At 68.0% G+C, this 25244-nt stretch carries 21 protein-coding genes; all 21 read right to left on the reverse strand.

The genetic code is table 11. The features are described from left to right. Positions 1–30: 30 nt before the first annotated feature. Positions 31–1110 (reverse strand): acyltransferase family protein, encoded by a 1080-nt coding sequence (locus FHS02_RS20080; protein ID WP_137316640.1) that lies wholly within the window; start codon positions 1108–1110, stop codon positions 31–33. 216 nt (positions 1111–1326) lie between these two features. Continuing rightward, the gene (locus FHS02_RS20085) at positions 1327–1716 is read right to left on the reverse strand and encodes a RidA family protein (protein ID WP_137316639.1); all 390 of its coding nucleotides are present in this window, start codon (positions 1714–1716) and stop codon (positions 1327–1329) included. Between the two features lie 2 nt (positions 1717–1718). After that, complete coding sequence (locus tag FHS02_RS20090) at positions 1719–2906, reverse strand: acyl-CoA dehydrogenase family protein (RefSeq protein ID WP_137316638.1); 1188 nt, start codon at positions 2904–2906, stop codon at positions 1719–1721. A 1-nt stretch (position 2907) separates the two neighbouring features. After that, the gene (locus tag FHS02_RS20095; protein ID WP_137316637.1) at positions 2908–3762 is read right to left on the reverse strand and encodes an enoyl-CoA hydratase family protein; all 855 of its coding nucleotides are present in this window, start codon (positions 3760–3762) and stop codon (positions 2908–2910) included. Further along, positions 3759–4268, reverse strand: coding sequence for a MarR family winged helix-turn-helix transcriptional regulator (locus FHS02_RS20100; RefSeq protein WP_229422398.1), 510 nt, complete (start codon positions 4266–4268; stop codon positions 3759–3761). Before FHS02_RS20100 ends, FHS02_RS20095 begins: the two co-directional genes overlap by 4 nt. After that, entirely contained in the window at positions 4265–6619 is a 2355-nt protein-coding gene (locus FHS02_RS20105; RefSeq protein ID WP_137316636.1) for a bifunctional salicylyl-CoA 5-hydroxylase/oxidoreductase, read from the reverse strand. Before FHS02_RS20105 ends, FHS02_RS20100 begins: the two co-directional genes overlap by 4 nt. Further along, positions 6616–8232 carry an AMP-binding protein gene (locus FHS02_RS20110; RefSeq protein WP_137316635.1) on the reverse strand — a complete coding sequence of 539 codons (1617 nt, stop codon included), beginning with the start codon at positions 8230–8232 and terminating at the stop codon, positions 6616–6618. The genes FHS02_RS20105 and FHS02_RS20110 overlap by 4 nt, the downstream gene beginning before the upstream one ends. Before the next feature lie 110 nt (positions 8233–8342). Further along, positions 8343–9020, reverse strand: coding sequence for a response regulator (locus FHS02_RS20115; protein ID WP_137316634.1), 678 nt, complete (start codon positions 9018–9020; stop codon positions 8343–8345). A gap of 72 nt (positions 9021–9092) precedes the next feature. Beyond that, entirely contained in the window at positions 9093–13316 is a 4224-nt protein-coding gene (locus tag FHS02_RS20120; RefSeq protein ID WP_137316633.1) for a hybrid sensor histidine kinase/response regulator, read from the reverse strand. A 10-nt stretch (positions 13317–13326) separates the two neighbouring features. Next, entirely contained in the window at positions 13327–14490 is a 1164-nt protein-coding gene (locus tag FHS02_RS20125) for a patatin-like phospholipase family protein (RefSeq protein ID WP_137316632.1), read from the reverse strand. Between the two features lie 203 nt (positions 14491–14693). After that, on the reverse strand, positions 14694–16502 hold the full coding sequence (gene ggt / locus FHS02_RS20130; RefSeq protein ID WP_137316631.1) for a gamma-glutamyltransferase: 1809 nt from the start codon (positions 16500–16502) through the stop codon (positions 14694–14696). A 69-nt stretch (positions 16503–16571) separates the two neighbouring features. Next, positions 16572–17330, reverse strand: a complete 759-nt coding sequence (locus tag FHS02_RS20135; protein WP_137316630.1) for a 3-hydroxyacyl-CoA dehydrogenase — start codon at positions 17328–17330, stop codon at positions 16572–16574. Positions 17331–17466: 136 nt separating this feature from the next. After that, positions 17467–18027 carry a hypothetical protein gene (locus FHS02_RS20140; RefSeq protein ID WP_137316629.1) on the reverse strand — a complete coding sequence of 187 codons (561 nt, stop codon included), beginning with the start codon at positions 18025–18027 and terminating at the stop codon, positions 17467–17469. Between the two features lie 111 nt (positions 18028–18138). Further along, a complete protein-coding gene (locus FHS02_RS20145) occupies positions 18139–20298 on the reverse strand; it encodes a sodium-translocating pyrophosphatase (RefSeq protein WP_137316628.1) in 2160 nt (719 codons plus the stop codon). 195 nt (positions 20299–20493) lie between these two features. Next, entirely contained in the window at positions 20494–21150 is a 657-nt protein-coding gene (adk, locus tag FHS02_RS20150; protein WP_137316627.1) for an adenylate kinase, read from the reverse strand. A 120-nt stretch (positions 21151–21270) separates the two neighbouring features. Continuing rightward, complete coding sequence (gene kdsB / locus FHS02_RS20155) at positions 21271–22044, reverse strand: 3-deoxy-manno-octulosonate cytidylyltransferase (protein ID WP_137316626.1); 774 nt, start codon at positions 22042–22044, stop codon at positions 21271–21273. Between the two features lie 82 nt (positions 22045–22126). Then, positions 22127–22303: a Trm112 family protein gene (locus FHS02_RS20160; RefSeq protein WP_137316625.1), complete on the reverse strand. Its 177-nt coding sequence runs from the start codon at positions 22301–22303 to the stop codon at positions 22127–22129. Next, positions 22284–23309, reverse strand: a complete 1026-nt coding sequence (gene lpxK / locus FHS02_RS20165) for a tetraacyldisaccharide 4'-kinase (RefSeq protein WP_137316624.1) — start codon at positions 23307–23309, stop codon at positions 22284–22286. The genes FHS02_RS20160 and lpxK overlap by 20 nt, the downstream gene beginning before the upstream one ends. Positions 23310–23406: 97 nt before the next feature. Continuing rightward, positions 23407–23829, reverse strand: coding sequence for an ExbD/TolR family protein (locus tag FHS02_RS20170; RefSeq protein WP_137316623.1), 423 nt, complete (start codon positions 23827–23829; stop codon positions 23407–23409). A 9-nt stretch (positions 23830–23838) separates the two neighbouring features. Further along, a complete protein-coding gene (locus FHS02_RS20175; protein ID WP_137316622.1) occupies positions 23839–24444 on the reverse strand; it encodes a MotA/TolQ/ExbB proton channel family protein in 606 nt (201 codons plus the stop codon). A gap of 3 nt (positions 24445–24447) precedes the next feature. Beyond that, positions 24448–24609: a hypothetical protein gene (locus tag FHS02_RS31240; protein ID WP_221403912.1), complete on the reverse strand. Its 162-nt coding sequence runs from the start codon at positions 24607–24609 to the stop codon at positions 24448–24450. Positions 24610–25244: the final 635 nt, after the last annotated feature.

Consider the following 25244-nt stretch of genomic DNA (forward strand, 5'->3'; position numbering starts at 1 on the left):
ATCAGTAATGAGCGGAGGCAAAAACGAGCCCTAGCGCCCGGCCGCTTTCGCCCCGGCATTGCGCCGCGACGCATTCAGCCAGCGCCGTACCGGGATGTCGAAGCGTCGTTCCAGCTGGATCGACACGACGATCAGCCCGAGCATCATGACGATCCCGGCGGGTACCAGGAATTGCTCTCCCATCCTGCGCGCCACCTGCCAGACGACGTAGATGACGGGGCCGTGCAGCGTGTACAGCGGATAGCTTGCCGCCCCCAGCGCGGCCATTGCACTGCCGAGCCGCTCATTGCGGGGGGACTCGAACGCGGCACCGACCATCGCCAGCGGCAGGATGAAGAAAATGCACGCCAGGGCGATGATGCCGTCGAAGCCCGGAACGGATGGGCTGCCCAGCACGCCCGCCACCAGCACGAAACTGAACCATGGCGGGAAGCGTCCGCGCAGCAGCGCTGCCAGTTTGGCGCGCCGTTCGTACAGCAGCACGCCCAGCGAGAAGCCAAACAGCGAACGCGCCAGGCCGCCGATGACGCCCTGCGCGCTGAAGTCGTATCCATGGTCGAGCGAATCGGTCTGCAATGCGAGGACGGCGCAGGCAATGCCGGACACGATGAGTACGCACTTTACGCCGGTGTCCGTCAGCCGTGGCCGGACGGCTGCGTAGAGAAAATTGACGACCAGCTCGAAAAACAGCGACCAGTACACCGAATTGAGCGGGAACAGGTAAGAGGTCCAGCTCACCGGGAACGGCAGGAAAAAGGCCGTTGCCGCGGCCGCCATCGACAACTGGATCGCCGTGTCGCCGTTGAGCTTGCCGCCGCCGACCTGGCCGATAATGACGACGCCCAGCGCCAGCACCGCGGACAGCAGGTAGATCGGATACAGCCGGATCAGGCGGATGCGCGCGAACTCGGCAAATCCCAGCGTGCCGTTGCGCAGGCGCTCGTCATAGGCATGGGCAATGACGAAGCCGCTCAGCAGGAAGAACAGGTCGACCGCCAGGTAGCTGCGGTAAGTGGCCATGCCGAGCAGGCTCTCGGAGTGCCGCAGCATCACCAGAATGGCCGCCAGACCGCGAAGTCCATCCAAATAGGCATACCGTGTCGGTTGCATGATCGTCGTTCCCCGGTGCGAAGTACGCGATGGCCGTGCACCGGCAGGCGTCGCGTGTCACCCAGAGCACCATTGCTCTGGAGCATTGCAATTTTAGCACGCAAGTCCACTGACGTGTAAATAATGCAATAAACTACCGCAACCGTGCGCGAGCATTCCAACGCTCGGGGAGCGTGGCCGATTACGTGGCCGATTACGTGGCCGATAACCCAGGCGTTACGGAATCACGGCCGTGATCTCGATCTCGACGCGTGCCCGGGCCTCCATCAGCGCCGTGACGGCGACGGCCGACATGGCCGGATAATGGTCACCCATCAGCCTGCGATACGCTTGCCCCAGCGGCTTGCCGGCACCGAGGTATTCGTCGCGGTCCACCACATACCAGGTCATCCGCACCACGTGGCTCGGCAGGCCTCCGGCCTCGGCCAGCACCGCCAGCGCGTTTTCCAGCGCCTGCGCGGCCTGGCCCACGAAGTCGCCGCACTGGAATACCCCCTGCGCATCCCAGCCGACCATGCCGCTGACGAACACCATCCTGCCGCTGGCGGCGATGCCGTTCGCGTAGCCTTTTGGCCGGGGCCACAGCGGCGGTTGCAGGATCTCCATCGTCATGTCTTGGCCGGCACCGCACGCAGCAGTTCGCGCGCGATGATCAGTTGCTGTACTTCCGTCGCGCCCTCGTAGATGCGCAGCGCGCGGATCTCCCGGTACAGCCGCTCCACCGACTCGCCGCTGACCACGCCCTGCCCGCCGAACATCTGCACCGCCGCGTCGATCACCTGCTGCGCCGTTTCGGTCGCCGTCATCTTGGCCATGGCCGCTTCCTTCGTGACGCGCTGCCCGCTGTCGCGCAACCATGCGGCGCGATACGTCAGCAGCGCCGCGGCATCGATACCGGTCGCCATCTGCGCCAGCTTCGCCTGCGTCAGCTGGAAGTCGGCCAGTACCTGGCCGAACATCGATCGCGACGTGGCACGTGCCAGCGCCTCGTCGAGCGCGCGCCTGGCAAAGCCCAGCGCGGCGGCGGCCACCGAAGTCCGGAACACGTCCAGCGTGGCCATCGCCACCTTGAAGCCCTGCCCTGCCTCGCCGACCAGGCAGCCGGCCGGCACGCGGCACCCGTCGAACCGCAGCCGCGCCAGCGGATGGGGGGCGATGACGTCGATGCGTCCGGCAATCGACAGCCCTGGCGTATCGGCATCGACGATGAAGGCACTGATGCCGCGCGCGCCGGGTGCTTCGCCGGTGCGCGCAAACACCAGGTAGAAATCGGCGATGCCGCCGTTCGAGATCCACGTCTTGTCGCCATCGAGCACGTAATGGTCGCCATCGCGCGCCGCCGCGCACGCCATTGCCGCCACGTCCGAACCGGCCTGCGGTTCGGACAGCGCGAACGCCGCGATCGCGTCGCCCCGTGCCACGCGGGGCAGGTAGGCCGCCTTCTGCGCCGCGCTGCCGAACAGGCTGATCGCGCCGGAACCGAGTCCCTGCATCGCGAACGCGAAGTCGGCCAGGCCGTCGTGCCGCGCCAGCGTCTCGCGGATCAGGCACAGCGCACGCGTGTCGAGCGCTTCGCCGCTGCCGCCATACTGCGTGCCGCCGACCGCATGCCGCAGCCACCCCGCTTCGCCCAGCTGCCGGACCAATGCCCGGCAGGCCGCATCCACGTCGCTGCCATGCGCTTCGCCAAGGTGCGCTTCACCCAAATGCGCCGCCGCCCAGGCATCCAGCTCGCCTTCCAGCGCGCGGTGGCGCGGTTCCAGGAACGGCCAGTCCAGGTAAGCCTTGTCCGCCATGTCAGTCTCCCTCGAACGCCGGTTTCTGCTTCGCCACGAATGCGTGGTAAGCACGGTGGAAATCGTTGGTCGCCATGCAGATGGCCTGCGCCTGTGCTTCCGCCTCGATCGCTTCGTCGATGCCCATGTTCCATTCCTGGTGCAGCATCTTCTTCGTCATGCCGTGCGCGAACGTGGGGCCGCGCGCCAGGCCAAGGGCCATTTCCTGCGCGGCGCCGGCGAGCGCCTCGGGCGCGTGCAGCGCATTGAAGAAGCCCCACCGCTCGCCTTCCAGGCCGGACATCGACCGCCCGGTGTACAGCAGCTCCGCGGCGCGGCCCTGGCCGATCACGCGCGGCAGCAGCGCGCAGGCGCCCATGTCGCAACCGGCCAGGCCCACCCGCGTGAACAGGAAGGCGGTCCTGCTGCGCTCCGTGCCGTAGCGCATGTCCGCTGCCAGCGCCAGCATCGCGCCGGCGCCGGCGCACACGCCGTCGACCGCGGCGATGACAGGCTGCGGGCAGGCGCGGATCGCCTTCACCACATCGCCGGTCAGGCGCGTAAAGGCCAGCAGGCCCGGCATGTCGAGCTGCGTCAGCGGGCCGATGATCTCGTGCACGTCGCCACCCGAGCAGAAGTCATCGCCGGCGCCGGCAATGACCACGGCCTTCACGTCGTCCGCCTGGGCGAGCGCGCGGAACAGGTCGCGCAGTTCGGCATAGGAGTCAAACGTCAGCGGGTTCTTGCGTTCCGGCCGGTTCAGCGTGACCGTGGCCACGCCCTCCGCCACGGTGAACAGGAAGTGCCGCGCCGCGTGGCCGGCCAGCGGCGTGCGGAGGCCCGGCAGGCCGTGCGGCTGCCCGTGCAGGTATTTCATGGTTTCTTCTCCTCGCGGGCATCCAGGTGCCCTTTCATCTGCGCCAGCAATTCCAGCAGCCGCGCCTTGTCGCCGGCCGGCATGTCCTGCAGCAGTTCGATCACCCACTCTTCGTGTTCGCGCGCCATCGCGGCAAACGCGCGGCGCCCGGCCGGGGCCAGCTTGACGCTGTAGGCACGGCCGTCGCGCGGGTCCGGCACGCGCACCACCAGCTTCTCCTGCTCGAGCTGGTTGGTGATGCCGGTCACGTTGCCGCCGGTGACCATCAGCCGCTTCGACAGTTCGCCCATCCGCATGCCGTCCGGGTGCCGCTCCAGCTGCGCCATCAGATCGAAGCGCGGCAGCGTCACGTCGAAACGCCCGCGCAGCCGCGCGCGGATCTCGTTCTCGATCCGCACCGTGCACGAGAGCATGCGCAGCCATAATTTCAGCGACTGGTGATGGTCATCGGTCAGGCGGCTGGCAAGGTCGAGCGCCGGGGGACGCGGGGCTTCCTGTTCGTTCAAGTTCGTTCCCGTTCGGTGTTGCGTTCCAGATTGCGGTCAAGATGACGTTCGAGTTGCGCCTTGCCGGCCAGGTACTGCTTCGGCCAGGGTTGCGCACGATAGCCGATGCGCGCCGCTTCCGCCAGTGTCCAGGCCGGGTTGGCCAGGTGCGGCCGGCCCACGGCGCACAGGTCGGCGCGGCCGGCGGCAACGATGCCGTTGGCGTGGTCGGCCTCGGAGATCGCGCCGACGGCCATCGTGGCGATGCCGGCCTCGTTGCGCACGCGGTCGGCGAACGGTGCCTGGTACATGCGGCCGAACACGGGCCGCTCGCGTTTGCTAACCTGGCCCGACGAGCAATCGATCAGGTCGGTCCCGGCCGCCTTGAACAGGCGGGCGACGCGCACCGCGTCATCCGGCGTGATGCCGCCCTCCACCCAGTCGTGTGCGGAAATGCGCACGCTCATCGGCTTGTGCGCCGGCCAGGCGGCACGCACGGCGGCGAACACGCGCAGCGGGAAGCGGCAGCGGTTTTCAAGACTGCCGCCATACTCGTCGGTGCGCCGGTTCGTCAGCGGCGAAATGAATGACGACAGCAGGTAGCCGTGCGCGCAATGCAGTTCGAGCCAGTCGAAACCCGCCTCGTCAGCCGCCCGCGCCGCCCGCACGAAGTCCGCTTCGATGCGCGCCATGTCGGCCGTGGAAGCTTCGCGTGCCACCTGCGAAACGCCTTCCAGGTGTTGCTGCGGCGATGCCGACACCAGCGGCCAGTTGCCCTCCTCCAGCGGCTGGTCGATGCCGTCCCACATCGCGCGCGTGGAACCCTTGGCGCCGGCGTGGCCGAGCTGGATGCCGATCTTCGCATCGCTCGTCGCATGCACGGCGGCGACGATGCGCCGCCACGCCGCGGTGTGCCCGGGCTCGTACAGGCCGGGGCACCACGGCGTGATCCGCGCGTCGGCCGATACGCATGTCATCTCGGCCATCACCAGCGCCGCGCCGCCGACCGCGCGCGCGCCCAGGTGCTGCAGGTGCCAGTCGCCGACCACGCCGTCGACGGCGCTGTACTGCGCCATCGGCGACACCACGATGCGGTTCTTCAAGACCAGGCCCCGCACCCGGAACGGCGTGAACATCGGCGGCACCGCGCAGTCGTCCGGCGCTGGCAGCCCGGCCTGCGCGAAGGCGCGCCGCGCGAACCAGCGTTCGTAGTCCGCCACGTAACCGCGGTCGCGCAGGCGCAGGTTTTCATGGGACAGCCGCTGGCTGCGTGCCAGCATCGCATAGGCGAACTGCGGCGCGTCCAGCGCCGCATAGCGCGCCACGTTCTCGAACCACTCCATCGAATTGCGCGCCGCGCTCTGCAGCTTGAGCACTTCGACCCGGCGTTCCCCCTCATAGGCGGCCAGGGCCTCGGGCAGATCGCCATGGGCGCCGATGCAGCCAGCCAGCGCGATCGCGTCCTCCAGCGCCAGCCTGGTGCCCGAACCGATCGAGAAATGCGCCGAGTGCGCAGCGTCTCCCGCCAGCACCACCGGAACGGATGACATGGACGGCGACCGCTCGGGCCAGTGCACCCAGCGTTCGCAGGCGATGCGGGGAAAGCGCAGCCACATGTCGGCACCGCGCAGGTGCGCCGCGTTCGACATCAGCGGGTGGCCGTCCAGCCGGTCGGCGAACAGCCGCTCGCAGAACGCGATCGATTCCTGCTGCGTCATGTCCTCCAGGCCGGCGGCGCGCCACACGCTTTCGGGTGCCTCCACGATGAACGTCGACATGCCCGCGTCGAACTGGTAGATGTGGGCCTGGAACCAGCCATGCTCGGTCTCGCGGAAGTCGAACGTGAACGCATCGAAGCGCTGTGTCGTGCCCAGCCACGCGAAGCGGCACTGGCGCGCCTCCACTTGCGGGGCAAACGCCTGCGCATGGCGCGCGCGAACGCGGCTGTTCAGGCCATCTGCGGCAATCACCAGGCCGGCGCCGTAGCGGGCCGCCAGCGCCTGTTCGTCCGTGACTTCCGTTTCGAATACCAGCTCGACCCCGAGGGCTTCACAGCGCCGCTGCAGGATTTCCAGCAGTCGCTTGCGGCCGATGCCGGCAAAGCCATGGCCGCCGGAGCGCATCCGCGCGCCCCTGTAGAAGACCTCGATGTCGTCCCAGTGATTGAATGCGGCAAGGATGTCGCGCGCCGAAGGCTCGTCGGCCGCCAGCAGCTTGTCCAGCGTCTGGTCGGAAAACACGACGCCCCAGCCGAACGTGTCATGCGGCCGGTTGCGCTCGACGACGACGACGCGCCGCGCCGGCAGCGCCTTCTTCAGCAGCAGCGCGCTGTACAGGCCGGCCGGCCCGCCGCCCACGCACAGCACGTTCATGACTGGCGCAGCCGGAAGCGCTGCAGCTTGCCGGTCTCGGTGCGCGGCAAGGACTCCGCGAACACCACGCGGCGCGGATATTTGTACGGTGCGATCTCGCCCTTGACGAAATCCTGCAGCTCGGCCGCCAGCGCGGGCGTGGCGCCGCACTTCGGCCGCAGTACCACGTGCGCTTCAACGATCTCCCCGCGTTCGCCATCCGCCCTGCCGACGACACCGCACTCGGCCACGGCGGGATGGCGCAGCAGCGCGTCTTCCACTTCCGGCCCGGCGATGTTGTAGCCGCTCGAGACAATCATGTCGTCGGTGCGCGAGCGGTAGTGGAAGTAGCCGTCGGCGTCCATCTCGTACGCGTCGCCGGTAAGGTTCCAGCCATTGCACACGTAGTCCCCTTGCCGCGCATCGTCCAGGTAACGGCAGCCGGTCGGCCCCTTGACGGCCAGCCGGCCGATCACCCCCGGCCCCACCGGCGTGCCCTGTGCATCGAGCACGCACGCGCGGTATCCGGGGACCGGCTTGCCCGTGGCACCGGGCCGCACGTCGGCGCCCGCCGCCGAGATGAAGATGTGCAGCATCTCGGTCGAGCCGATGCCGTCGATCATGGCCAGCCCCGTGGCCCGCTGCCAGGCCGCGCGCGTGGCAACAGGCAGCGCCTCGCCCGCCGACACGGTTTCGCGCAAGCTCGACAGGTCATGGCCGGCTGCCAGGGCCGCCATGCGCCCGTACGCGGTGGGTGCCGTGAAGCAGACCGTGGCGCGATACCGCTCGATCGCCTTCAGCAGCGTTTCGGGCGTCAGCTTTTCCAGCAGCACGGCGCAGGCGCCCACGCGCAGCGGGAACAGCAGCAGGCCGCCCAGGCCGAAGGTAAACGCCAGCGGGGGCGTGCCGACGAACACGTCCGACGGTTGCGTGCGCAGCGTATGGCGCGGGAAGCAGTCGCAGATCGCCAGCACGTCGCGGTGGAAGTGCATGGTTCCTTTCGGCACGCCCGTGCTGCCGGAGGTGAAGCCGATCAGGCACACGTCGTCCGCCGCCGTATCGCAGGCGTCGAACGTTGCCGGCGCCTGCGCCATCAACGCTTCCAAAGCGCCATCGGGGCCCGCGCCGAAATGCACGACGGGCGGCAGGTCCGGCACCGCATCGAGATCGGCGCACAGCGCGGCGGCGCACAGTACCGCGTCCACGCGCGCCTTCGCCGCGATCGCCGCCAGCTCGCGCGTGCGCAGCAAGGGCATCGTCGGCACGGCGACCAGGCCGGCTTTCAGCACGGCCAGGATGGCGGCGGCCATCAGCGGCGTATTGGTACCGCGCAGCAGTACGCGGTTGCCCGGCACCAGCCCCATCGGCCCGCGCAAGACGTTGGCGATGCGGTCGACCCGCTCCTGTAGCTGGGCGTAGGTCCAGCGCTCATGCTCGCCGATGAGCGCGACGCGTGCGCCATCGCCGGCCGCCACGTGGCGGTCCAGCAGCTCGGCAGCGCAATTGATACGGGGCGGGTAATGCAGCTCGGGCAGGTCGAACACGAGTTCGGGCCAGAGTTCGGCCGGCGGCAGGTGGGCCCGCGCGAACGGATCGACGTGCGCGCTGGCGGTGCCTTGGGTGGAGTGGTCCATGATCGCCTTGTGGAGGATGGTTGGACTGGCCACTTACTTTAAGCCTAAACGATCCACCGCACAAGCCGCCAAGCAGGCCGCCAAGCAGGCCGCCGCGCAGTCGGCCGCCCTCACGCGTCTAAACGCCGGGCCTGGCGGCGCACCGCGTCGAGCACCGCGGCAAGCACCGGCGCCAGCGCAGCAGCGCCGGCCGGCAGTACCGCCAGGGTGCGGGCGGCGCCAGCCAGGCCAAGCGTGGCGCAACCGTCGCGCAGCCGTTCCAGCCGTCCCGCTGCTTCCTCGCGTGCGCCACGCACCAGCAGCGTCTCCAGTTCCGCGGCGGCGGCCAGCAGCTGCTTCTCGAAGCCTGCCAGGTAGGCGCCCAGGCGCACGGCATCGATGCCGAGCCGCGCCTGGGTGATCGCCGGCTCCTCCGCTTGCAGCGGCGCGGCCAGCGCATCGAGCTGCGCGCGTACCTGCGCCGGATCGAACGGCTTGACGATGTAGCCGGTGGCCCCGGCCCGGGCGGCCTGCTCCACTGTCTCGCGATCGTTGGCGGAGGACACCAGCACGAACGGCAATGCGGCCAGGCCGGCGTCTTCGCGCACCTTCTGGAGCAGCTCCAGGCCGGACACGCGCGGCATGCGCAGGTCGCAGAAGCAGGCCGCCGGCCGCAAGCCGGCAACCAGCTGCTGCCACGCGTCCGCGCCATCCTCCGCTTCGGCGATTTCATAGTTGCCGCTGCTGTCGATCAGGTGCATCAGCATCATCCGCGACACCACGTCATCGTCGACTACCAGTACTTTCATGACTCTCCCCCATCGGCCCCACGCCGGCGCGCTGCGATTATAACGACTGGCAGCGCGCGCGGGAAACGCCGGTCATCCAGGGCGGCCGCCATCGGCCGGCGCCAGCATCCGTCCCAGCATCGCGTGCAGCCGCGGCAGCTTGAGCCGGATCGCCGGCCACAGCGCGCGGTCGGCGGCCCTTTCCAGTTCGGCGCACAGCGCATGCAGCTCGTTTTCCTGCAGGTAGGCGGCACTGCCCTTCAGGCCGTGGAACAGCCGGCCGGCCGCATCGGCATCGGCGGCGGCCAGTGCCGCATCCAGCTCGTCCAGCTTGCCCGGCAGGTCGGCCATGAAGGCATCGCGCAGGCGCAGCCGCAGCGCTCCGGCCGCGTCGCCCGACAGCCCGGCTGGCGGCTGGCCGATATCGACGCCGAACATCGCGTCCAGTTCCGCCACGCTCGGACGGGCCACCGACGGGCGCGCCGCCGGCAGCACCGGCAGCGGATCGAGCGCCACGCCGCGCGCCAGCTGGCGTTCGATGGCGCGGGCCAGCTGCAGGTGCAGCGCATCCTCGTCGACGGGCTTGGTCAGGAAGTCGTCCATGCCGGCGGCCAGGTAGCGGCTGCGATCTTCTTCGCTGGCATTGGCCGTCAGCGCCACGATCATCAGGTCGCGGTCGCACACCGGCGCGCCGGCCGGCCCGCCGGCGCGGATCACCCGCGTGGCCGTGGGTCCGTCCAGCTCCGGCATGCGGCCATCCATCAGGACCAGGTCGTAGCGGGTCTGTGCGCAAGCCGCCACCGCCAGTGCGCCATTGCCGACGATGTCCACCCCGTGCCCCATGTCTTCCAGCATCATGCGGATGATGATCTGGTTGGTCGGGAAATCTTCCGCGCACAACACCTTCAAGCGGTGCGTGTGCCGCGTGCGCGCCACCTGCGGCACCAGCGGCGGCGGCACGCCGTCGCACAGCGGCACGGTGAAACTGAACACGCTGCCGGCACCGGGCGTGCTGTGCGCGCCGATCTCGCCGTCCATCAGGTCCACCAGCTGGCGGCAGATCGCCAGGCCCAGGCCGGTGCCGCCATAGCGCCGTGTCGTGGTGGCGTCGGCCTGCTCGAACTTCTCGAACAGGCGCGGCAGCTCGGCGGGCGGGATGCCGATGCCGGTATCCTCGACCGTGAAACGGATCAGCGTGCAGCCCGCCACCTTGCCACCCGCTACGTTGCTGCCCGCCACCTTGCCGCCGGCGCGCGCCACGCGCAGCGTGACATGGCCGCGCTGGGTAAACTTGAAGGCGTTGCCGACCAGGTTGACGAGCACCTGGCGCAGCCGGGTCGGATCGCCGACGACGAAGTGCGGCAGGTCGCGGGCGTAATCGATGCGGAAATCCACGCCCTGGGCGGCAGCCTGTTCCTCGAACAGGCTGGCCACGTTTTCGACGGTAGCGGCCAGCGCGAAATCGATCTTCTCGACCGTCAGCTTGCCCGCTTCGATCTTGGAAAAGTCCAGCAGGTCGTTGATGATCGACAGCAGCGACTGCGCATTGGCCTGCCCCCGCTCGATCTGGTCGCGGGTGACCGCCTGCAGCGTGCGGTCGCGCAGCGCGAAGCCCAGCATGCCGATCACGCCGGCCAGCGGCGTGCGCATCTCGTGGCTCATGTTGGCGAGGAACTCGGACTTTTGCCGCGTGGCGTCCTCGGCGCGCTGGGCCGCGTGGCGCAGGCGCTCGTCGCGCTGTTCGAGTTCGCGCTTCTGCTCGATCAGCAGGCGGTTCTTCATTTCCACCTCGGCCGTACGCAAGCTCACCTGTTGTTCGAGCCGCAGCCGCTGGCCGCGCAGCACGCGCATCCGTCCATGGTACAGGCCGAATCCGCCGCCCAGCAGCACCAGCAGGGTCAGCGAACGGAACCACCAGGTCTTCCATACCGGCGGCAGGATCGTGATCGCCAGCTCGGTCGGCTCGCCCCATACGCCATCCTTGTTGGCTGCCTTCACGCGGAACACGTAGCTGCCCGGATCGAGGTTGGTATACGTGGCAAAGCGCTTGCCGGCGTCCGTGCTGACCCAGTCGCGGTCGAAGCCTTCGAGCTGGTAGGCGAAGTGGTTGTTCTGCGGCCAGGCGAAATGCAGCGCGGCGAATTCAAGCGAGAACACCGAGTCCTCGTGGTCGAGCGTTAGCGCGCGGGTCGCCTCGATCGCGCGCTGCAGGATCACGTCGCCGTCGGGCCGCGCGGCACCAGGGCGCACCGACTGGTTGAAGATCTGGAAGTCGGTGATCGCGACGACCGGCGCGATGCCGTTCGGGCGCACCGCGACCGGATCGAACGCCGTGATGCCGTTGAAGCCGCCGAAGTACAGCGTGCCGTCCGGCGCGGCGAGTGCCGAACCGTCGAAGTAAGCGCCTTCGATGGTGCCGTCGGCGCCGGAATAATTGCGCACCCGGCCGGTGGCCGGGTCGAGGCTGGACAGCCCGCTGTTGGTCGACAGCCAAAGCTTGCCCTGGCGGTCCGGCAGGATCGCCGCGATCGCATCGTCGGCCAGGCCATCCTGGCGGGTGTAGCGGCGGAACGAGATGCCGCGGGTGGAATGCTGCATCCGGTTCAGACCCGAAGCGGTACCGACCCACAGCGTGCCCTGCGCATCCTCGTGCAGGTAATGCACTTCGTTGTGCGACAGGCTGCCCGGATCGCGCGGGTCGTGCTGGAAGTGCCGGAACTGCCCGGTGCTGCGATCCAGCAGCCCCAGGCCATTGAACGTGCCCACCCACAGGTTGCCGCGGCGGTCTTCCAGTACCGGCCGGACGATGTCGTCGGCCAGGCTGGCGGGATTGCCGGGATCGTGCCGGAACGCGCGGATGGCGCCGTTGGACGGATCGAGCCGGTACAGGCCCGCCTTGCTGGACACCCAGATCATGCCGGCACGGTCGCCGAACATGTAGCGCACCGTGTCCAGCTCGGGATTGCCGCGCGACAGCAGCAGCGGCCCGAAGCGGCCTTCGCGCGGATCGAACGTGCGCACGCCGGCGCGGCTGCCCACCCACAGGATACCGCCGGGCGTGCGCCACAGGCCCGTCACGTTCGCGTCGCTGCTGCCATTGCCGGCCAGCGGCAGGCGGTACAGCCGGGCCATGCCGCTGACCGGGTCGTACAGGCTCAGGCCATGGTCGTTGCCGACCCACAGTTTGCCGTCGCCACCATCGACGATGGCGCGCACCCGGTTGTCGCTCAGCGTTCCCGGCTGGTCGGGATTCTTCACCAGCCGGGCAAAGCCGCCGCTGGACAGGTCCACGCGGCTGACGCCGTTGAACCAGGTGCCTACCCAGAACGTGCCCACGCGGTCGCGGAACAGCGCCGACACGTAATCGTCGGCCAGGCTGTGCGCGTCGCCCAGCTCGTGCCGGTAGCCGATGAACTGGCGCGCCTCCGGGTGCCAGCGGAACAGTCCGTCGTTGCGCATGCCGACCCACACCGTGCCGTCGACATCCTGGTACAGGTTCATCACGGTGCCGGCGGGCAGGCCGGCACTGTCGGGCAGCCGCTCGCGCCGCGGCGCCGCGGCGGGTGCCGTCAGCCGCCAGTGCTCGATTCCCGCATGCGTGCCGACCCACAGCGTGCCGTCGCGGTCGGCCAGCAGCGACTGCACCGCCACGGCACGCTTGCCGTCGGCTCCCGAGACGGTGAAGCGCGCCATGCGGGTGGCGCCGGGCGCCAGCATGTCGACGCCGGCCGAGGTGCCGATCCACAGGCGGCCGGCGGCGTCGCGCGCCAGCGCATTGACCTGGTCGTGCGCCAGGCTGCCGGGATCGTCCGCCGCATGGTGGAAGATCGTGAAGTGCCCGGTCGCAGGATCGAAGCGCTGCAGGCCGTCGGCGGTGCCGATCCACAGGCCGCCGGCGCCATCGTCGACGATGGCGCGCACGTGCCGGTTGCCGTTGCCGCGCTGCTCCGGCTCCACCGGGCGGTAATGCGTGAAGCGCTGCGTCAGCGGATCGAACAGGTCCAGGCCATTGTCAGTGCCGACCCACAGGCGGCCGGCCGGATCGACATGCAGCACGCGCACCCAGTTCTGCGACAGGCTGTGCGGATCGGTCAGCGCGTGCTGGTAGATCACGGTGCGGTAGCCGTCGTAGCGCGCCAGGCCGCCCTGCGTGCCGAACCAGATGAAGCCCTGGCGGTCCTGCGCGATGGCCAGCACCGATTCCTGCGGCAAGCCTTCCTGCACGCTCAATTGCTCGAAACGCAGCGAGCGCGGCGGCGCAGCGGCAGCCAGGCCGCTCAGCACCGCCAGGCATAGTAGAAAGAGACGCACGGTCATGCCCGCCCCCTCAATGGCCGAAGAACGCCAGCACGTCGGCGCGCCGGGCATGGGTGTCGTGCTGGCCCAGGCGGATCAGCTCATTGGTGTAGCTGGACTCGAACAGCAGGTAGGACGCCAGCGCGGCGCCGCGCGTCTCGGTCGCGCCGATCCCGGAGAGCATCGCGCGGATCGGCGCGGGCAGGCTGCCGACGTGGCGCGAGGCGATGTCGTCGAGCCGCTCGGAAGGCGCGATCACCAGCAGCTCGACAGGGCGCAGCGGCGTGCGTTCCAGCAGATCGGCGGGCAGCATCGACAGCGTGCTGTTGATGCGGTTCAGCCGTTCGATATCCATCGCCAGGCCATCGAGGAAGATCGACGACATCGCATGGCCGGCGATCTGCGCCAGGCTCGGATAGCGCGCATTGTCGCCACCGGTGCGCGCCGTTTCGGTCAGCCGCCCGGCACCCACCACCAGTACTTTCGCCGCGCCCAGGTGGATGGCCGGCGAGATCGGCGCGAGCTGGCGCATCGAGCCGTCGCCGCAGTACTCGCGGTGCCCGTCCACGTACAGGGGCGTGGCCGGGAAGATGAACGGAATCGCCGACGATGCCAGCAGGTGCTCGACGCCGATCTGGTCCTGCAGTGCGACGCGCTGCATGCGGACCCAGGGCGCGATCTCGGCGGCGGTCTGGTAGAACGTGATGTGCTGCCCGCCGGTGTACGACGAAGCGGTGACGGCCAGCGCATGCAGCAGCCCTTCCTGCAGCACGCCATCGAGGCGCGGCAGGTCCAGCATGCGGTGCAGCAGGTTGACGAGCGGCGTGTTGTTCAGCAACGAGGCCGGCGGTGCCGCGCGCCACTTGCGCAGCAGCCAGCCGAACGACAGCAGCGACAGCCAGCGTGCGCCGGAGCGCAGCACGCCCAGCGAATCGGCACGGTATACCTGTTCGACGGTGATGTGCGACCATACATCCATCAGTTTGGCCACGCTCTCGCCGAAATTGTCGGCACGGCAGGCCAGCGCCGTGGCGTTGATGGCGCCGGCCGAAGTGCCGCAGATGATCTGGAACGGGCAGCGCGCCGGCGCCCAGCCTTCATCCCACAGGATTTCCGCGATCGCCTGCAGCACGCCGACCTGGTAGGCGGCCCGTGCTCCCCCGCCGGTCAGGATCAGGCCGGTCTTCTTTTTCATGCCCCATTGTTATTCATTCCCATTTAGCAAGGGTAACACGGCAACAAGCGCCTTTGGGCAGGCGCGGGGCGCGATACCTGCCCGGCATGCGGCGGCGGCCGTGCATGCCCTGCCGGTGATGTGGATGGCGAGGCGCGTGCGCCGGCGCGGCAGGCGTCAGTCGCCGTGTGGATGGAGAAGCGCGTGCGCTGGCGCGGCAGGCGTCAGTCGCCGCGCACGATGCCTTCGCGGCGCGGATCGGCGCCGCCGAACCACACATCGCGGCCGCCCTGCCGCATCCGTGCAATACCCTGCAGCCCCGAGTTCTGCTCGAACTCGCGCACCTCATGGCCTCGCGACTTCAGCCGCGCGATCACGTCGGCGCCCACGCGCCCCGCCTCGAGCTCGGTCGGGCCGTTGCGGCTGCCGAAATTGGGCAGGCTGATCGCCTGCTGCACGTCGAGGTTCCAGTCCAGCGTGCCGACCAGCACCTTCATCACGTAGTTGATGATGGCCGAACCGCCCGGCGAGCCGGTGGCCAGCACCAGCTTGCCTGCCTCGCCGTCCGCCTTGCGTTCGAACACCAGCGTGGGCGACATCGCGCTACGCGGCCGCTTGCCCGGCTGCACGCGGTTGGCGATCGGACCGTTGTCGTCGGCGGCATCGAACGAGAAATCGGTCAGCTGGTTGTTTAGCATGAAGCCCGCCACCATCTGGCGCGAACCGAATGCGTCCTCCACCGACGTCGTCATCGACAGCCCGTTGCCGTACTGGTCCACCGCGACCAGGTGCGACGTCGATGGCCGGTCGAGCGCCGTATCCGTGCCCCACGCCACCTGCATCCCCTGCGGCGTGCCGGCCGTTGCGCTGCCCATCGATTTCTCGCCGATCAGCGCGGCGCGCTGCGCCAGGTACTGCTTGTCGAGCATCGAGGCGACGCCCTTGCCCGGCAGCGGCACGAAGTCGGTGTCGGCCACGTAGCGGTTGCGGTCCGCGTAGGCCAGCCGGCCCGCTTCGGAGAACAGGTGGATCGCTTCGGCATCGAGGTTGCCGGCCACCGGCGGGTGCGCCGCGATCGCCGTGCGTTCGAGGATGCCCAGCATCTGCGCCACCGCGATGCCGCCGGACGATGGCGGCGGCGCGCCGCACACCTTCCACTGGCGATAGTCGGCGCAGACCGGATCGCGCTCCTTCGGCCGGTAGTCGGCGATGTCGCGCGCCGTCAGCAGGCCCGGATTGGTCGGATGGTTCGCCACCTTGGCGGCGATGTCGCGCGCGATGCGGCCGGTATAGAACGCATCGGCGCCGCCGCGGGCGATTTCGCGCAGCGTCTGCGCCAGCTCGGGGTTCTTCAGCAGGTAGCCGACCGGGCGCGGTTCGCCATTGGCGTCGAAGAAATAAGCCGCGGCAACGGGATCGCGCGGCTGGCGCCGGCGGTCGTACTTCAGCAGCGCATTCAGGCGCGGGCTGACCTGGAAGCCACGGTCGGCCAGCTCGATCGCCGGCTCGAACAGCTTTGCCCAGGGCAGCTTGCCGTGCTTCGCGTGGACCAGGGCCAGCATCCGCACCACGCCCGGCACGCCGGTAGAACGGCCGCCGACGATGCCTTCCTCGCGCGATACCGGCTTGCCATCCTTGTCCAGGAACAGCCGCTCGGTCGCCGCCATCGGGGCCGTTTCGCGGCCATCGTACGAATGCACCTTCTTGCCGTCATACAGCATCAGGAAGGCGCCGCCGCCGATGCCGGACGATTGCGGCTCCACCAGGGTCAGCACCATCTGCGTGGCGATCGCCGCGTCGATCGCGCTGCCGCCCGCCTTCAGCATCCGGTAGCCTGCGTCGGTGGCCAGCGGGTTCGCCGCCGCCACCATGTAGCGCTGCGCGAAGACGCCCTGCTTCTCGTTGTAGCCGGTGGCGATTTCCGGGGCACGCTGCAATGCGGCTTGCTGCGCCAGCACCGGTGTCGTCAGCGTCGCGCCCAGCAGCGCCGCCGCCAGTGGAAGGCCCAGTGGCCAGGAATAAAGTCGGGTCATCGGTTCTCCCTGAAATGCAAAACGCGCGACCGGGTCGCGCGTTGCGTTTGATGATGCACGAATGCTACCTTATTTCGGCTGCATCCGTATCGCACCGTCGAGCCGGATCGTCTCGCCGTTCAGCATCACGTTCTCGATGATGGCCTTGGCCAGGTGCGCATACTCGGCCGGCTTGCCCAGCCGCGGCGGGAACGGCACCATCTTGCCGAGCGCCTGCTGCACCTCGTCCGGCATGCCCAGCAGCATCGGCGTTTCAAAAATGCCGGGCGCGATCGTCATCACGCGGATTCCGCTGCGCGACAGGTCGCGCGCCATCGGCAGCGTCATGCCGGCCACCCCCGCCTTCGAGGCGGCATACGCGGCCTGGCCCATCTGGCCGTCGAACGCGGCCACCGATGCCGTGTTGACGATCACGCCCCGCTCGCCGTGCTCCAGCGGCTTGAGCCGGCTCATTGCATCGGCCGCCAGCCGGCACATGTTGAACGTGCCCACCAGGTTGATGCCGATCGTGCGGGTGAACGCATCGAGCGGGTGCGGGCCTTCCTTGCCGACCGTTTTCGCCGCCGGCGCCACGCCCGCGCAATTGACGATCCCGCGCAGGCTGCCCAGCGCCTGCGCGGCGGCCACCACGGCGAGGCCATCGGCTTCCTGCGTCACGTCGCAGCGCACGAACCTGCCTTCCAGCTCGAGCGCCAGCGCCGCCCCGGCCTCCGCCTGCAGGTCCGCCAGCACGACCTTGCCGCCCGCCTCCGCCAGCGTGCGCGCCGTGGCCGCGCCCAGTCCGGACGCGCCGCCCGTGATGATGAATACGTTGTTCCTGATTTGCATGCCGTCTCCCTGGTTTACCTGCATCGATTTACGCTCGATCGACGCGAACTTCACGCGCACTTCACGCGCACTTTACGCGCACCTTACGCGCACCTTACGTTTACGTAAGCGTCAACTGACGGCATTGTAGCGCCAATCACAGGCAACGGACAAAGCCTCCCACGGTCGTGCAATGCCTGCCCGCCGGGCTGCGGGTGACACCCGTGCCACCCGGCTGGAACGTGGTGCCGGCGGCATCGCGGCACACGCCGCCGACACACGTCGTGGGCTGCGGCCGGCTCGGTGCCGGCGTGGCGAACGTGCCGGGCGGCGGGTTGGTACGGGGCGAGACGTTGCCTGGATTGACGCCCGGCGGCACCGGCGGTACCGGCGCGGCCGGGAATGGCGTGCGGGGCTCCAGCGTGGCGGACGGCAGCACCGCCCGGGGTTCCGGTGCGGTATCGGGAACGGCGCTGCGTGTGCCGCCATAGTCCTGCCCCGGTACCGGCCGCCGCGGCATCGGCCGCTGCGCCGGGGCCGTGCGGCACGGCTCGATCTCGAGACTGCGGCCATCGGCACCGAGCTTGCAGACGGGTAGCCGGGCATACGCCGCGCGCTCGGCGGCGGAGTCCTGTTGCGCGAAGGCGAGCGCGGGCAGCAAAACTGCGGGAAACAGGAGAAGGAGGCGGCGGCGGCGGAACGAACGGAACATTGGCATGGCGAACCCGGGGCGGAAGCGGCGCAACCATGATACGCCGCCCCGCCCGGCCCCTGCCGCACGCCTTGCCGGCGTATCGCCCGCTCCCTCGGACGATGCGCCGCCTGCCGCTCAGCGCTGGGCGGCAGGCGCGGCCGGCAACGCCTGCGGCACTCCGGCGGCCACGTGGCCCTGCACCCTGGCGCGCGCCTGTACCGGGTCGGGCTGGGGCGTAACGGCGAGCCAGCCCGTTTCCGGCAGCAGCGGCACCAGCAGCAGCGCGACGATATTGATGATCTTGATGAGCGGATTGACGGCCGGGCCGGCGGTGTCCTTGTACGGGTCGCCGACGGTATCGCCGGTCACCGCCGCCTTGTGCGCATCCGAGCCCTTGCCGCCGTGGTTGCCGTCCTCGATGTATTTCTTGGCATTGTCCCAGGCGCCGCCGCCCGTCGTCATCGAGATCGCCACGAACAGGCCGGTGATGATGGTGCCCATCAGCATGCCGCCCAGCGCGGCCGGACCCAGCAGCATGCCGACCAGGATCGGCACGATCACCGGCAGCAGCGACGGCAGGATCATTTCGCGGATTGCCGAAGCCGTCAGCATGTCCACCGCCTTGTCATACTCGGGCTTGCCGGTGCCGTCCATGATGCCCTTGATCTCGCGGAACTGGCGGCGCACCTCGATCACCACCGCGCCCGCCGAGCGCCCCACCGCTTCCATCGCCATCGCGCCGAACAGGTAGGGAATCAGGCCGCCGATGAACAGCCCCACGATCACCATCGGGTTCGACAGGTCGAAGCGGATATCGATGTTGCGCGAATCCAGCGCATGGGTGTAGTCGGCGAACAGCACCAGCGCGGCCAGGCCGGCGGAGCCGATCGCATAACCCTTGGTGACGGCCTTCGTGGTATTGCCCACCGCGTCCAGCGGATCGGTGATCGCCCGCACCGATTCGGGCATGCCGGCCATCTCGGCGATGCCGCCGGCGTTGTCGGTCACCGGCCCGTAGGCATCGAGCGCCACCACGATGCCGGCCATCGACAGCATCGCCGTGGCCGCGATGGCAATGCCGTACAGCCCGGCCAGCTCGAACGACACGAGGATCGCCACGCAGACCGCCAGTACCGGGTACGCGGTCGATTTCATCGACACGCCCAGGCCGGCGATGATGTTGGTGCCGTGCCCGGTCGTCGACGCTTCGGCGATGTGCCGTACCGGCTTGAAGTCGGTGCCCGTGTAGAACTCGGTGATGTAGACCATCAGCCCGGTCAGCACGATGCCGACCACGGTCGCGCCCATCATCTGCCAGCGCATGTCGTAGCTGTCCCACACCAGCCAGGTGACGACGGCGAAGCCGATCAGCGACAGGATGGCCGACCACCACAGCCCTGTGTACAGCGCCGACATGATCTTCTTGCCGGGCTTCGCCTTGACGAACAGGCAGCCGACGATCGACGCCAGGATCGACACGCCGCCCAGCAGCAGCGGGTACAGGATGGCCTGGCTGGGCGCATCGGCGATCATCAGCGCGCCCAGCAGCATCGTCGCGATCAGCGTCACCACGTAGGTCTCGAACAGGTCGGCGGCCATGCCGGCGCAGTCGCCCACGTTGTCGCCCACGTTGTCGGCGATGACGGCGGGGTTGCGCGGATCGTCCTCGGGGATGCCGGCTTCCACCTTGCCGACCAGGTCCGCGCCCACGTCCGCGCCCTTGGTGAAGATGCCGCCGCCGAGGCGGGCGAAGATGGAGATCAGCGAGGCGCCGAACGCCAGCCCGATCAGCGGCTTGATCACGTCGTGGTGCGACAGGTTCGGCGAGGGGTAGGCGCCGCTGGCGAACGCGGTCAGCATGCCGTAGAACAGCGCCACCCCCAGCAGGCCCAGGCCGACCACCAGCAGGCCGGTAATGGCGCCGCCCTTGAAGGCTACGTTCAGCGCCTCGTTCAGGCCGACCGTGGCCGCCTGCGCCGTGCGCACGTTGGCCCGCACCGACACGTTCATGCCGATGAAGCCGCACGCGCCGGACAGCACCGCGCCGATCAGGAAGCCCAGCGCGGTCTGCACGCCGAGCAGCAGGAAGATGACAACCAGGAGAATGATGCCGACGATGGCGATGGTGCGGTACTGCCGCGCAAGGTAGGCACTGGCGCCCTGCTGGATCGCCGCCGCGATCTCTCCCATGCGCGCATTGCCGGCGTCCTGCGCCAGGATCCAGCTGCGCGAGTACAGACCGTAAATCACTGCGATGACGCCACATGCCACCGCAAACCACAGACCTGCTGCCATATGTCCCCCCTTTGTGTACCAGCGTTGTCGAATGGAGCAAATCGGACTTCATCACGCCGCGCGGCTGGGAGCCTGCGCGGCAAGCGAAACGATGCAAACGAAACGATGCGAACGGAATCTTGTAGTACGGATTCGGTGCGGCCTAAAGGGGGCCGGCAAAAAAAAACGGACCGTGCCGGTCCGTTTCGAGACTTCTTATTCCGCCAGCGCGGCGAACGCGCGGTCGCGGATCTGATCGACGGCTCCGACACCTTCGATCTTGCGGTATTTCGGGGCTTCCGTGGCGCCCGATTTGGCCCACTCGTTGTAATAGCCGAGCAGCACTTCGGTCTGGTTGTGGTACACGTCGAGGCGCTTTTTCACGGTCTCGGCCTTGTCGTCGTCACGCTGCACCAGCGGCTCGCCGGTCACGTCGTCCAGCCCTTCCGCCTTGGGCGGATTGAACTTGACGTGGTACACGCGGCCGGAGCCCGGGTGGCAGCGGCGGCCATCCATGCGCTCGATGATCTGTTCGTCCGGCACGTCGATTTCCAGCACGTAGTCGATCTTCACGCCGGCATCCTTCATGGCGTCGGCCTGCGCGATGGTGCGCGGGAAGCCGTCGAACAGGTAGCCGTTGGCGCAGTCGGCTTCCTTCAGGCGGTCCTTGACCAGGCCGATGATGATGTCGTCGGAAACCAGCTGTCCAGCGTCCATTACTTTCTTCGCGGCCAGGCCCATTTCGCTGCCGGCCTTGATGGCGGCCCGCAGCATGTCACCGGTCGAAATCTGGGGAATGCCGTACTTTTCCTTGATGAAGTTGGCCTGGGTGCCCTTGCCGGCGCCGGGTGGTCCTAACAGAATGAGACGCATGAAAATTCCTAAAACGATTTTAATAGTTTGATGGTAGGTCAGTTAGTGACGAAACTTACCACAAAACGCCGGCCCAACGCCACTTCGCGGGGCCGCCTGCCGCGTAAAAACGTCAAACGCTCAAGCGAAGTGAGCGCGGACGCGTTCCAGGTCTTCGGGGGTATCGACGCCGGGCGCCGGTGCCGCGTCGGTGACGTGCACGGCGATAGGGTGGCCGTGCCACAACACACGCAACTGTTCGAGCGCTTCGATGGTCTCGAGCGGCGACATTTCCAGCTGCGGATAGGCCTGCAGGAAATCGTTGCGGTAGGCGTACAGGCCGATGTGGCGCAATGGCACATAGCCGGCGGGAAGTATGGCGGGAAGCACGGCGGGACGGGCCTGCGCAGCTTGCGCGAACGCATCGCGCGCCCACGGTATCGTGGCGCGGCTGAAGTACAGGGCGCGGCCGGCCTTGTCCAGCACCACTTTCACCACGTTCGGATTGAAGGCATCGCCGGCATCGCGAAGCGGGTGCGCGCAGGTGGCCATCGGCACGTCGGCACCGATACGGGCGGCGCAGGCAGCCAGCAGCGCCGGCTCGATCAGCGGCTCGTCCCCCTGCAGGTTGACGACCACCGCCTCCGGCGGCAGGTCGAGCTCGCGCGCCACTTCGGCGATGCGGTCGGTACCGGACGGATGATCGTCGCGCGTCATCAGCGCGACAATGCCGTGCGCGGCGCATGCATCCAGGATCGACTGGTGGTCGGTGGCGACGACGATGCGGCCGGCGCCGGACAGCGCGGCACGCTCGGCCACGCGCACGACCATCGGCTTGCCGCCCAGGTCGGCCAGCGGTTTGTTCGGCAGCCGGGTCGAAGCCAGCCGCGCGGGGATGATGACGGTAAAGGTCACGGTGTCTCGTTATAGGTAGTGGGCGCGCATCATGGTGGCGCGCATCGGGCATTCAGGCGGTGCGGATCCAGTCGACGCGAAACTAGTCTGCAGTATCCTGCAGCGTGCGGGCTTCGTCGGCCCACATGATCGGAATGCCGTCGCGGACCGGATAGGCCAGGCGGTCGCCGCGGCAGATCATTTCCTGGGCTTTCTTGTCGTATTCGAGCGGCCCCTTGCAAACGGGGCAGACCAGGATGTCAAGCAAACGTGCGTCCACGGCATTTCTCCACAATGTGTGCGATCAGCGCGGCATCGAGCTGCGCGCTGACGGGAACGACCCACAGCCGCGGATCGTTCCTCAGTTCTTCGATATGCGCGCATTTTACTGCATCCTTCTCGGTCATCAAGATCGCGTCCGCCGTCACATGCGCAAACGGCCGGTCCAGGAAGTCGTGGTGATCGGGCAGCGGCAATGCCTCGAACGCCAGCCCGGCATCGGCCAGCATGCGGAAGAAGCGCTGCGGATTGCCGATGCCGGCAGCCGCGGCCAGCCGGCCCCTGTCGTTCATTGCGCCCAGCGGCACGCGGTCGCGGCGGTCGGCCAGGCGTTCGGCAACGGTGCCGGCAAGCGTCATCCGGAACGGCATGCCGCCGACGCTGGCCGCCAGTTGCGGCGTCAGCGCCGGCGCATTGACGATGGTGACGTCGCGCCGGCGCGACGGCGGCTCGCGCAGCGGGCCGGCCGGCAGTGTCCAGCCGTTGCCGACGCCGCGGCCGTCGAACAGCACCACTTCCACGTCGCGCTGCAGCGCATAGTGCTGCAGGCCGTCGTCGGTGACGATCACGTTCACTTCCGGGTGGGCGGCCAGCAACGCCCGCCCCGCCGCGGCGCGGTCGCGGCAGACGAACACCGGGCAGGCGGCGCGGGTGGCGATCAGCACCGGTTCGTCGCCCACCTGCGCCGGCGTCGACAGCGCGGTCACCGGGCGCGGCCCGTCGCCCTTGCTGCCGAAACCGCGCGATACCACGCCGGGGCGCATGCCGTGCGCGCGCAACTGCTCGACCAGCCAGATCGTCAGCGGTGTCTTGCCGGTGCCGCCGATGAAGATATTGCCGACCACGATCACGGGCACCGGCAAACGGCTCGACTTCAGCACGCCGGCGCGGTACAGCAGGCCGCGCAGGCCCGCGAGCGCGCGGAACAGCAGCGATACGGGATACAGCGCGCAAGCCAGCGGGCCGCGTTTCAGCCAGGCGCGGGTCAGCGTGGATTCAAGGGTCATCGGCAGGGCTGGATGGGCAACAATGGCAAAAAGGGCAACGCAGGCGGGCGGCGGCCTGGCGCTGGCGGCTGGAAACCGGGAGCTGGGGACCGTGAGCTTATTTCCCGCCGCCCGTCTGGGCCGCGAACGTCAGCTTGCCGAAGCCGGCCAGCCGGGCCGCTTCCATCACGTTGACCACCATCTGGTGCATCGCGAACTGGTCGGCATTGACCACCACGACCGGGTCGCTGCCCGGCCTGGCGGCCGCCTTCAGCACCGAGGCCAGTCCGGCCACGTCGCGGAACGAGACCGGCTCGCCGTTGATCGTGTAGTTGCCCTTGGCATCGACGGTCACGTCGAGCTGGTCCGGCTGCTCGACGGCCTTTTGCGCGTCCGCCGTGGGCAGCGTGATCTGCAGTTCGGTGAACTTGCTGTAGGTGGTCGTCACCATCAGGAAGATCAGGATCACCAGCAGCACGTCGATGAACGGAATCAGGTTGATCTCCGGGTCTTCCCGGCGCCGGCCCTTGCGGAAATTCATGCCAGGCCCTTACTTTCGCTCGTTGTGGACGATGTCGACGAAGCGCACGGCCTGCTGCTCCATCTGGATCACGAAACCGTCCACCAGCGCGCGGAAGTGGCGGTAGAACACCAGCGCGGGCATGGCGATCGCCAGGCCGAAACCGGTGTTGTACAGCGCCACCGAGATGCCGTGCGCCAGTTGCGCCGGGTTGGTGCCGGCGGGATTCTGCGCGCCGAAGATCTCGATCATGCCGACCACGGTACCGAACAGCCCCATCAGCGGGGCCAGCGTGGCGATCGTGCCCAGCGTCGTCAGGAAGCGCTCCAGCGTGTGGGCGACCCCGCTGCCCGCCTCTTCGATCGATTCCTTCATGACCTCGCGCGGCGCGTTAACGTTGCGCAGCGCGGCCGACAGCACCACGCCCAGCGGGGAACTGCTCTCGAGCTTGCCGGTGATCTCGGGCGTGATATTGCCGCTGCGGTACACCCGCACCACTTCATCGAGCAGGTTCGGCGGAATGATCCGGGCGCGCCGCAGCGTCATCAGGCGTTCGATGATCAACGCGGTAGCCACGATGGATGCGATCAGCAGCAGCCAGATCGGCCAGCCGGCAGCTTGGAAGATGGCGAGCAAAACTTACTCCTTGAGATAGCGCAGACGCGCAATGTAGCGTGTTGCCGTGCCGGCGGCAAGTGTGGACAGGCGCAGCGCGCCGCCCCTGCCTTTTGCACAAATTCTGTGGAAAAGATTGTGTGCAATACCCAATCGGCAATACAAGTCGTTGATTTCAAACAGCAATTAAGCAAAGCCTGTTTTTTAGGCAGTTTCGTGACTGGCCGAGCCATGCCTATTCTCAACAGTTTCTGTGGACAATATTGTTGGCAACGCCCCCTATCCACGTGCAAGCCATTGATTAATCACAACAATATTGTCCTGCATAAAAATTGCGCAGCGGCTTGATCGGGCGGATCGGCGACGGTGCGCTTTTGCACAGTAACTGTTGATAAGATTGTTGGCAAGACTACCCATTCACTCCCAACCGATTGATTTATAAGGATAAAATAAGCATGCACAATAAAGATGCAAATCCTGCGGATCGTTCACGTGGCGGGGCTGGACGGCAGCACGGCATCCTTCTGCACACAAACTGTGGACAATATTGTGCGCAACGCCCGATGTAGCAGGTAATACCGTTGATTTATAAGGAAAAAGTAGCTCCGCTCAAAAAACAGGCAGGCTGTACCTGGAGTGGTGGATGCCTGTTTGCGAATGCAAAGCAGCCGGCGGACGCGGCGCTTCTGCACAAATTCTGTGGATAAAATTGTGGGAAAGCTTGAATTTCCATCGCCAAGTGCCTGATTCGCAAGGATTAAATTGTTCTGCGGAAATTTCCGGCAGAACACGGCAAACTTGACGAGGTTCCCCACAATTTC

The organism is Pseudoduganella umbonata, assembly GCF_014192225.1.
GTDB classification, from domain to species: domain Bacteria; phylum Pseudomonadota; class Gammaproteobacteria; order Burkholderiales; family Burkholderiaceae_D; genus Rugamonas; species Rugamonas umbonata.

What these genes read in the sequence shown, in the direction of transcription:
- FHS02_RS20080 (WP_137316640.1), bottom strand. Translation starts at nt 1,110, where the DNA reads ATGCAACCGACACGGTATGCCTATTTGGATGGACTTCGCGGTCTGGCG.
- FHS02_RS20085 (WP_137316639.1), bottom strand. Translation starts at nt 1,716, where the DNA reads ATGGAGATCCTGCAACCGCCGCTGTGGCCCCGGCCAAAAGGCTACGCG.
- FHS02_RS20090 (WP_137316638.1), bottom strand. Translation starts at nt 2,906, where the DNA reads ATGGCGGACAAGGCTTACCTGGACTGGCCGTTCCTGGAACCGCGCCAC.
- FHS02_RS20095 (WP_137316637.1), bottom strand. Translation starts at nt 3,762, where the DNA reads ATGAAATACCTGCACGGGCAGCCGCACGGCCTGCCGGGCCTCCGCACG.
- FHS02_RS20105 (WP_137316636.1), bottom strand. Translation starts at nt 6,619, where the DNA reads ATGAACGTGCTGTGCGTGGGCGGCGGGCCGGCCGGCCTGTACAGCGCG.
- FHS02_RS20110 (WP_137316635.1), bottom strand. Translation starts at nt 8,232, where the DNA reads ATGGACCACTCCACCCAAGGCACCGCCAGCGCGCACGTCGATCCGTTC.
- FHS02_RS20115 (WP_137316634.1), bottom strand. Translation starts at nt 9,020, where the DNA reads ATGAAAGTACTGGTAGTCGACGATGACGTGGTGTCGCGGATGATGCTG.
- FHS02_RS20120 (WP_137316633.1), bottom strand. Translation starts at nt 13,316, where the DNA reads ATGACCGTGCGTCTCTTTCTACTATGCCTGGCGGTGCTGAGCGGCCTG.
- FHS02_RS20125 (WP_137316632.1), bottom strand. Translation starts at nt 14,490, where the DNA reads ATGAAAAAGAAGACCGGCCTGATCCTGACCGGCGGGGGAGCACGGGCC.
- ggt (WP_137316631.1), bottom strand. Translation starts at nt 16,502, where the DNA reads ATGACCCGACTTTATTCCTGGCCACTGGGCCTTCCACTGGCGGCGGCG.
- FHS02_RS20135 (WP_137316630.1), bottom strand. Translation starts at nt 17,330, where the DNA reads ATGCAAATCAGGAACAACGTATTCATCATCACGGGCGGCGCGTCCGGA.
- FHS02_RS20140 (WP_137316629.1), bottom strand. Translation starts at nt 18,027, where the DNA reads ATGCCAATGTTCCGTTCGTTCCGCCGCCGCCGCCTCCTTCTCCTGTTT.
- FHS02_RS20145 (WP_137316628.1), bottom strand. Translation starts at nt 20,298, where the DNA reads ATGGCAGCAGGTCTGTGGTTTGCGGTGGCATGTGGCGTCATCGCAGTG.
- adk (WP_137316627.1), bottom strand. Translation starts at nt 21,150, where the DNA reads ATGCGTCTCATTCTGTTAGGACCACCCGGCGCCGGCAAGGGCACCCAG.
- lpxK (WP_137316624.1), bottom strand. Translation starts at nt 23,309, where the DNA reads ATGACCCTTGAATCCACGCTGACCCGCGCCTGGCTGAAACGCGGCCCG.
- FHS02_RS20170 (WP_137316623.1), bottom strand. Translation starts at nt 23,829, where the DNA reads ATGAATTTCCGCAAGGGCCGGCGCCGGGAAGACCCGGAGATCAACCTG.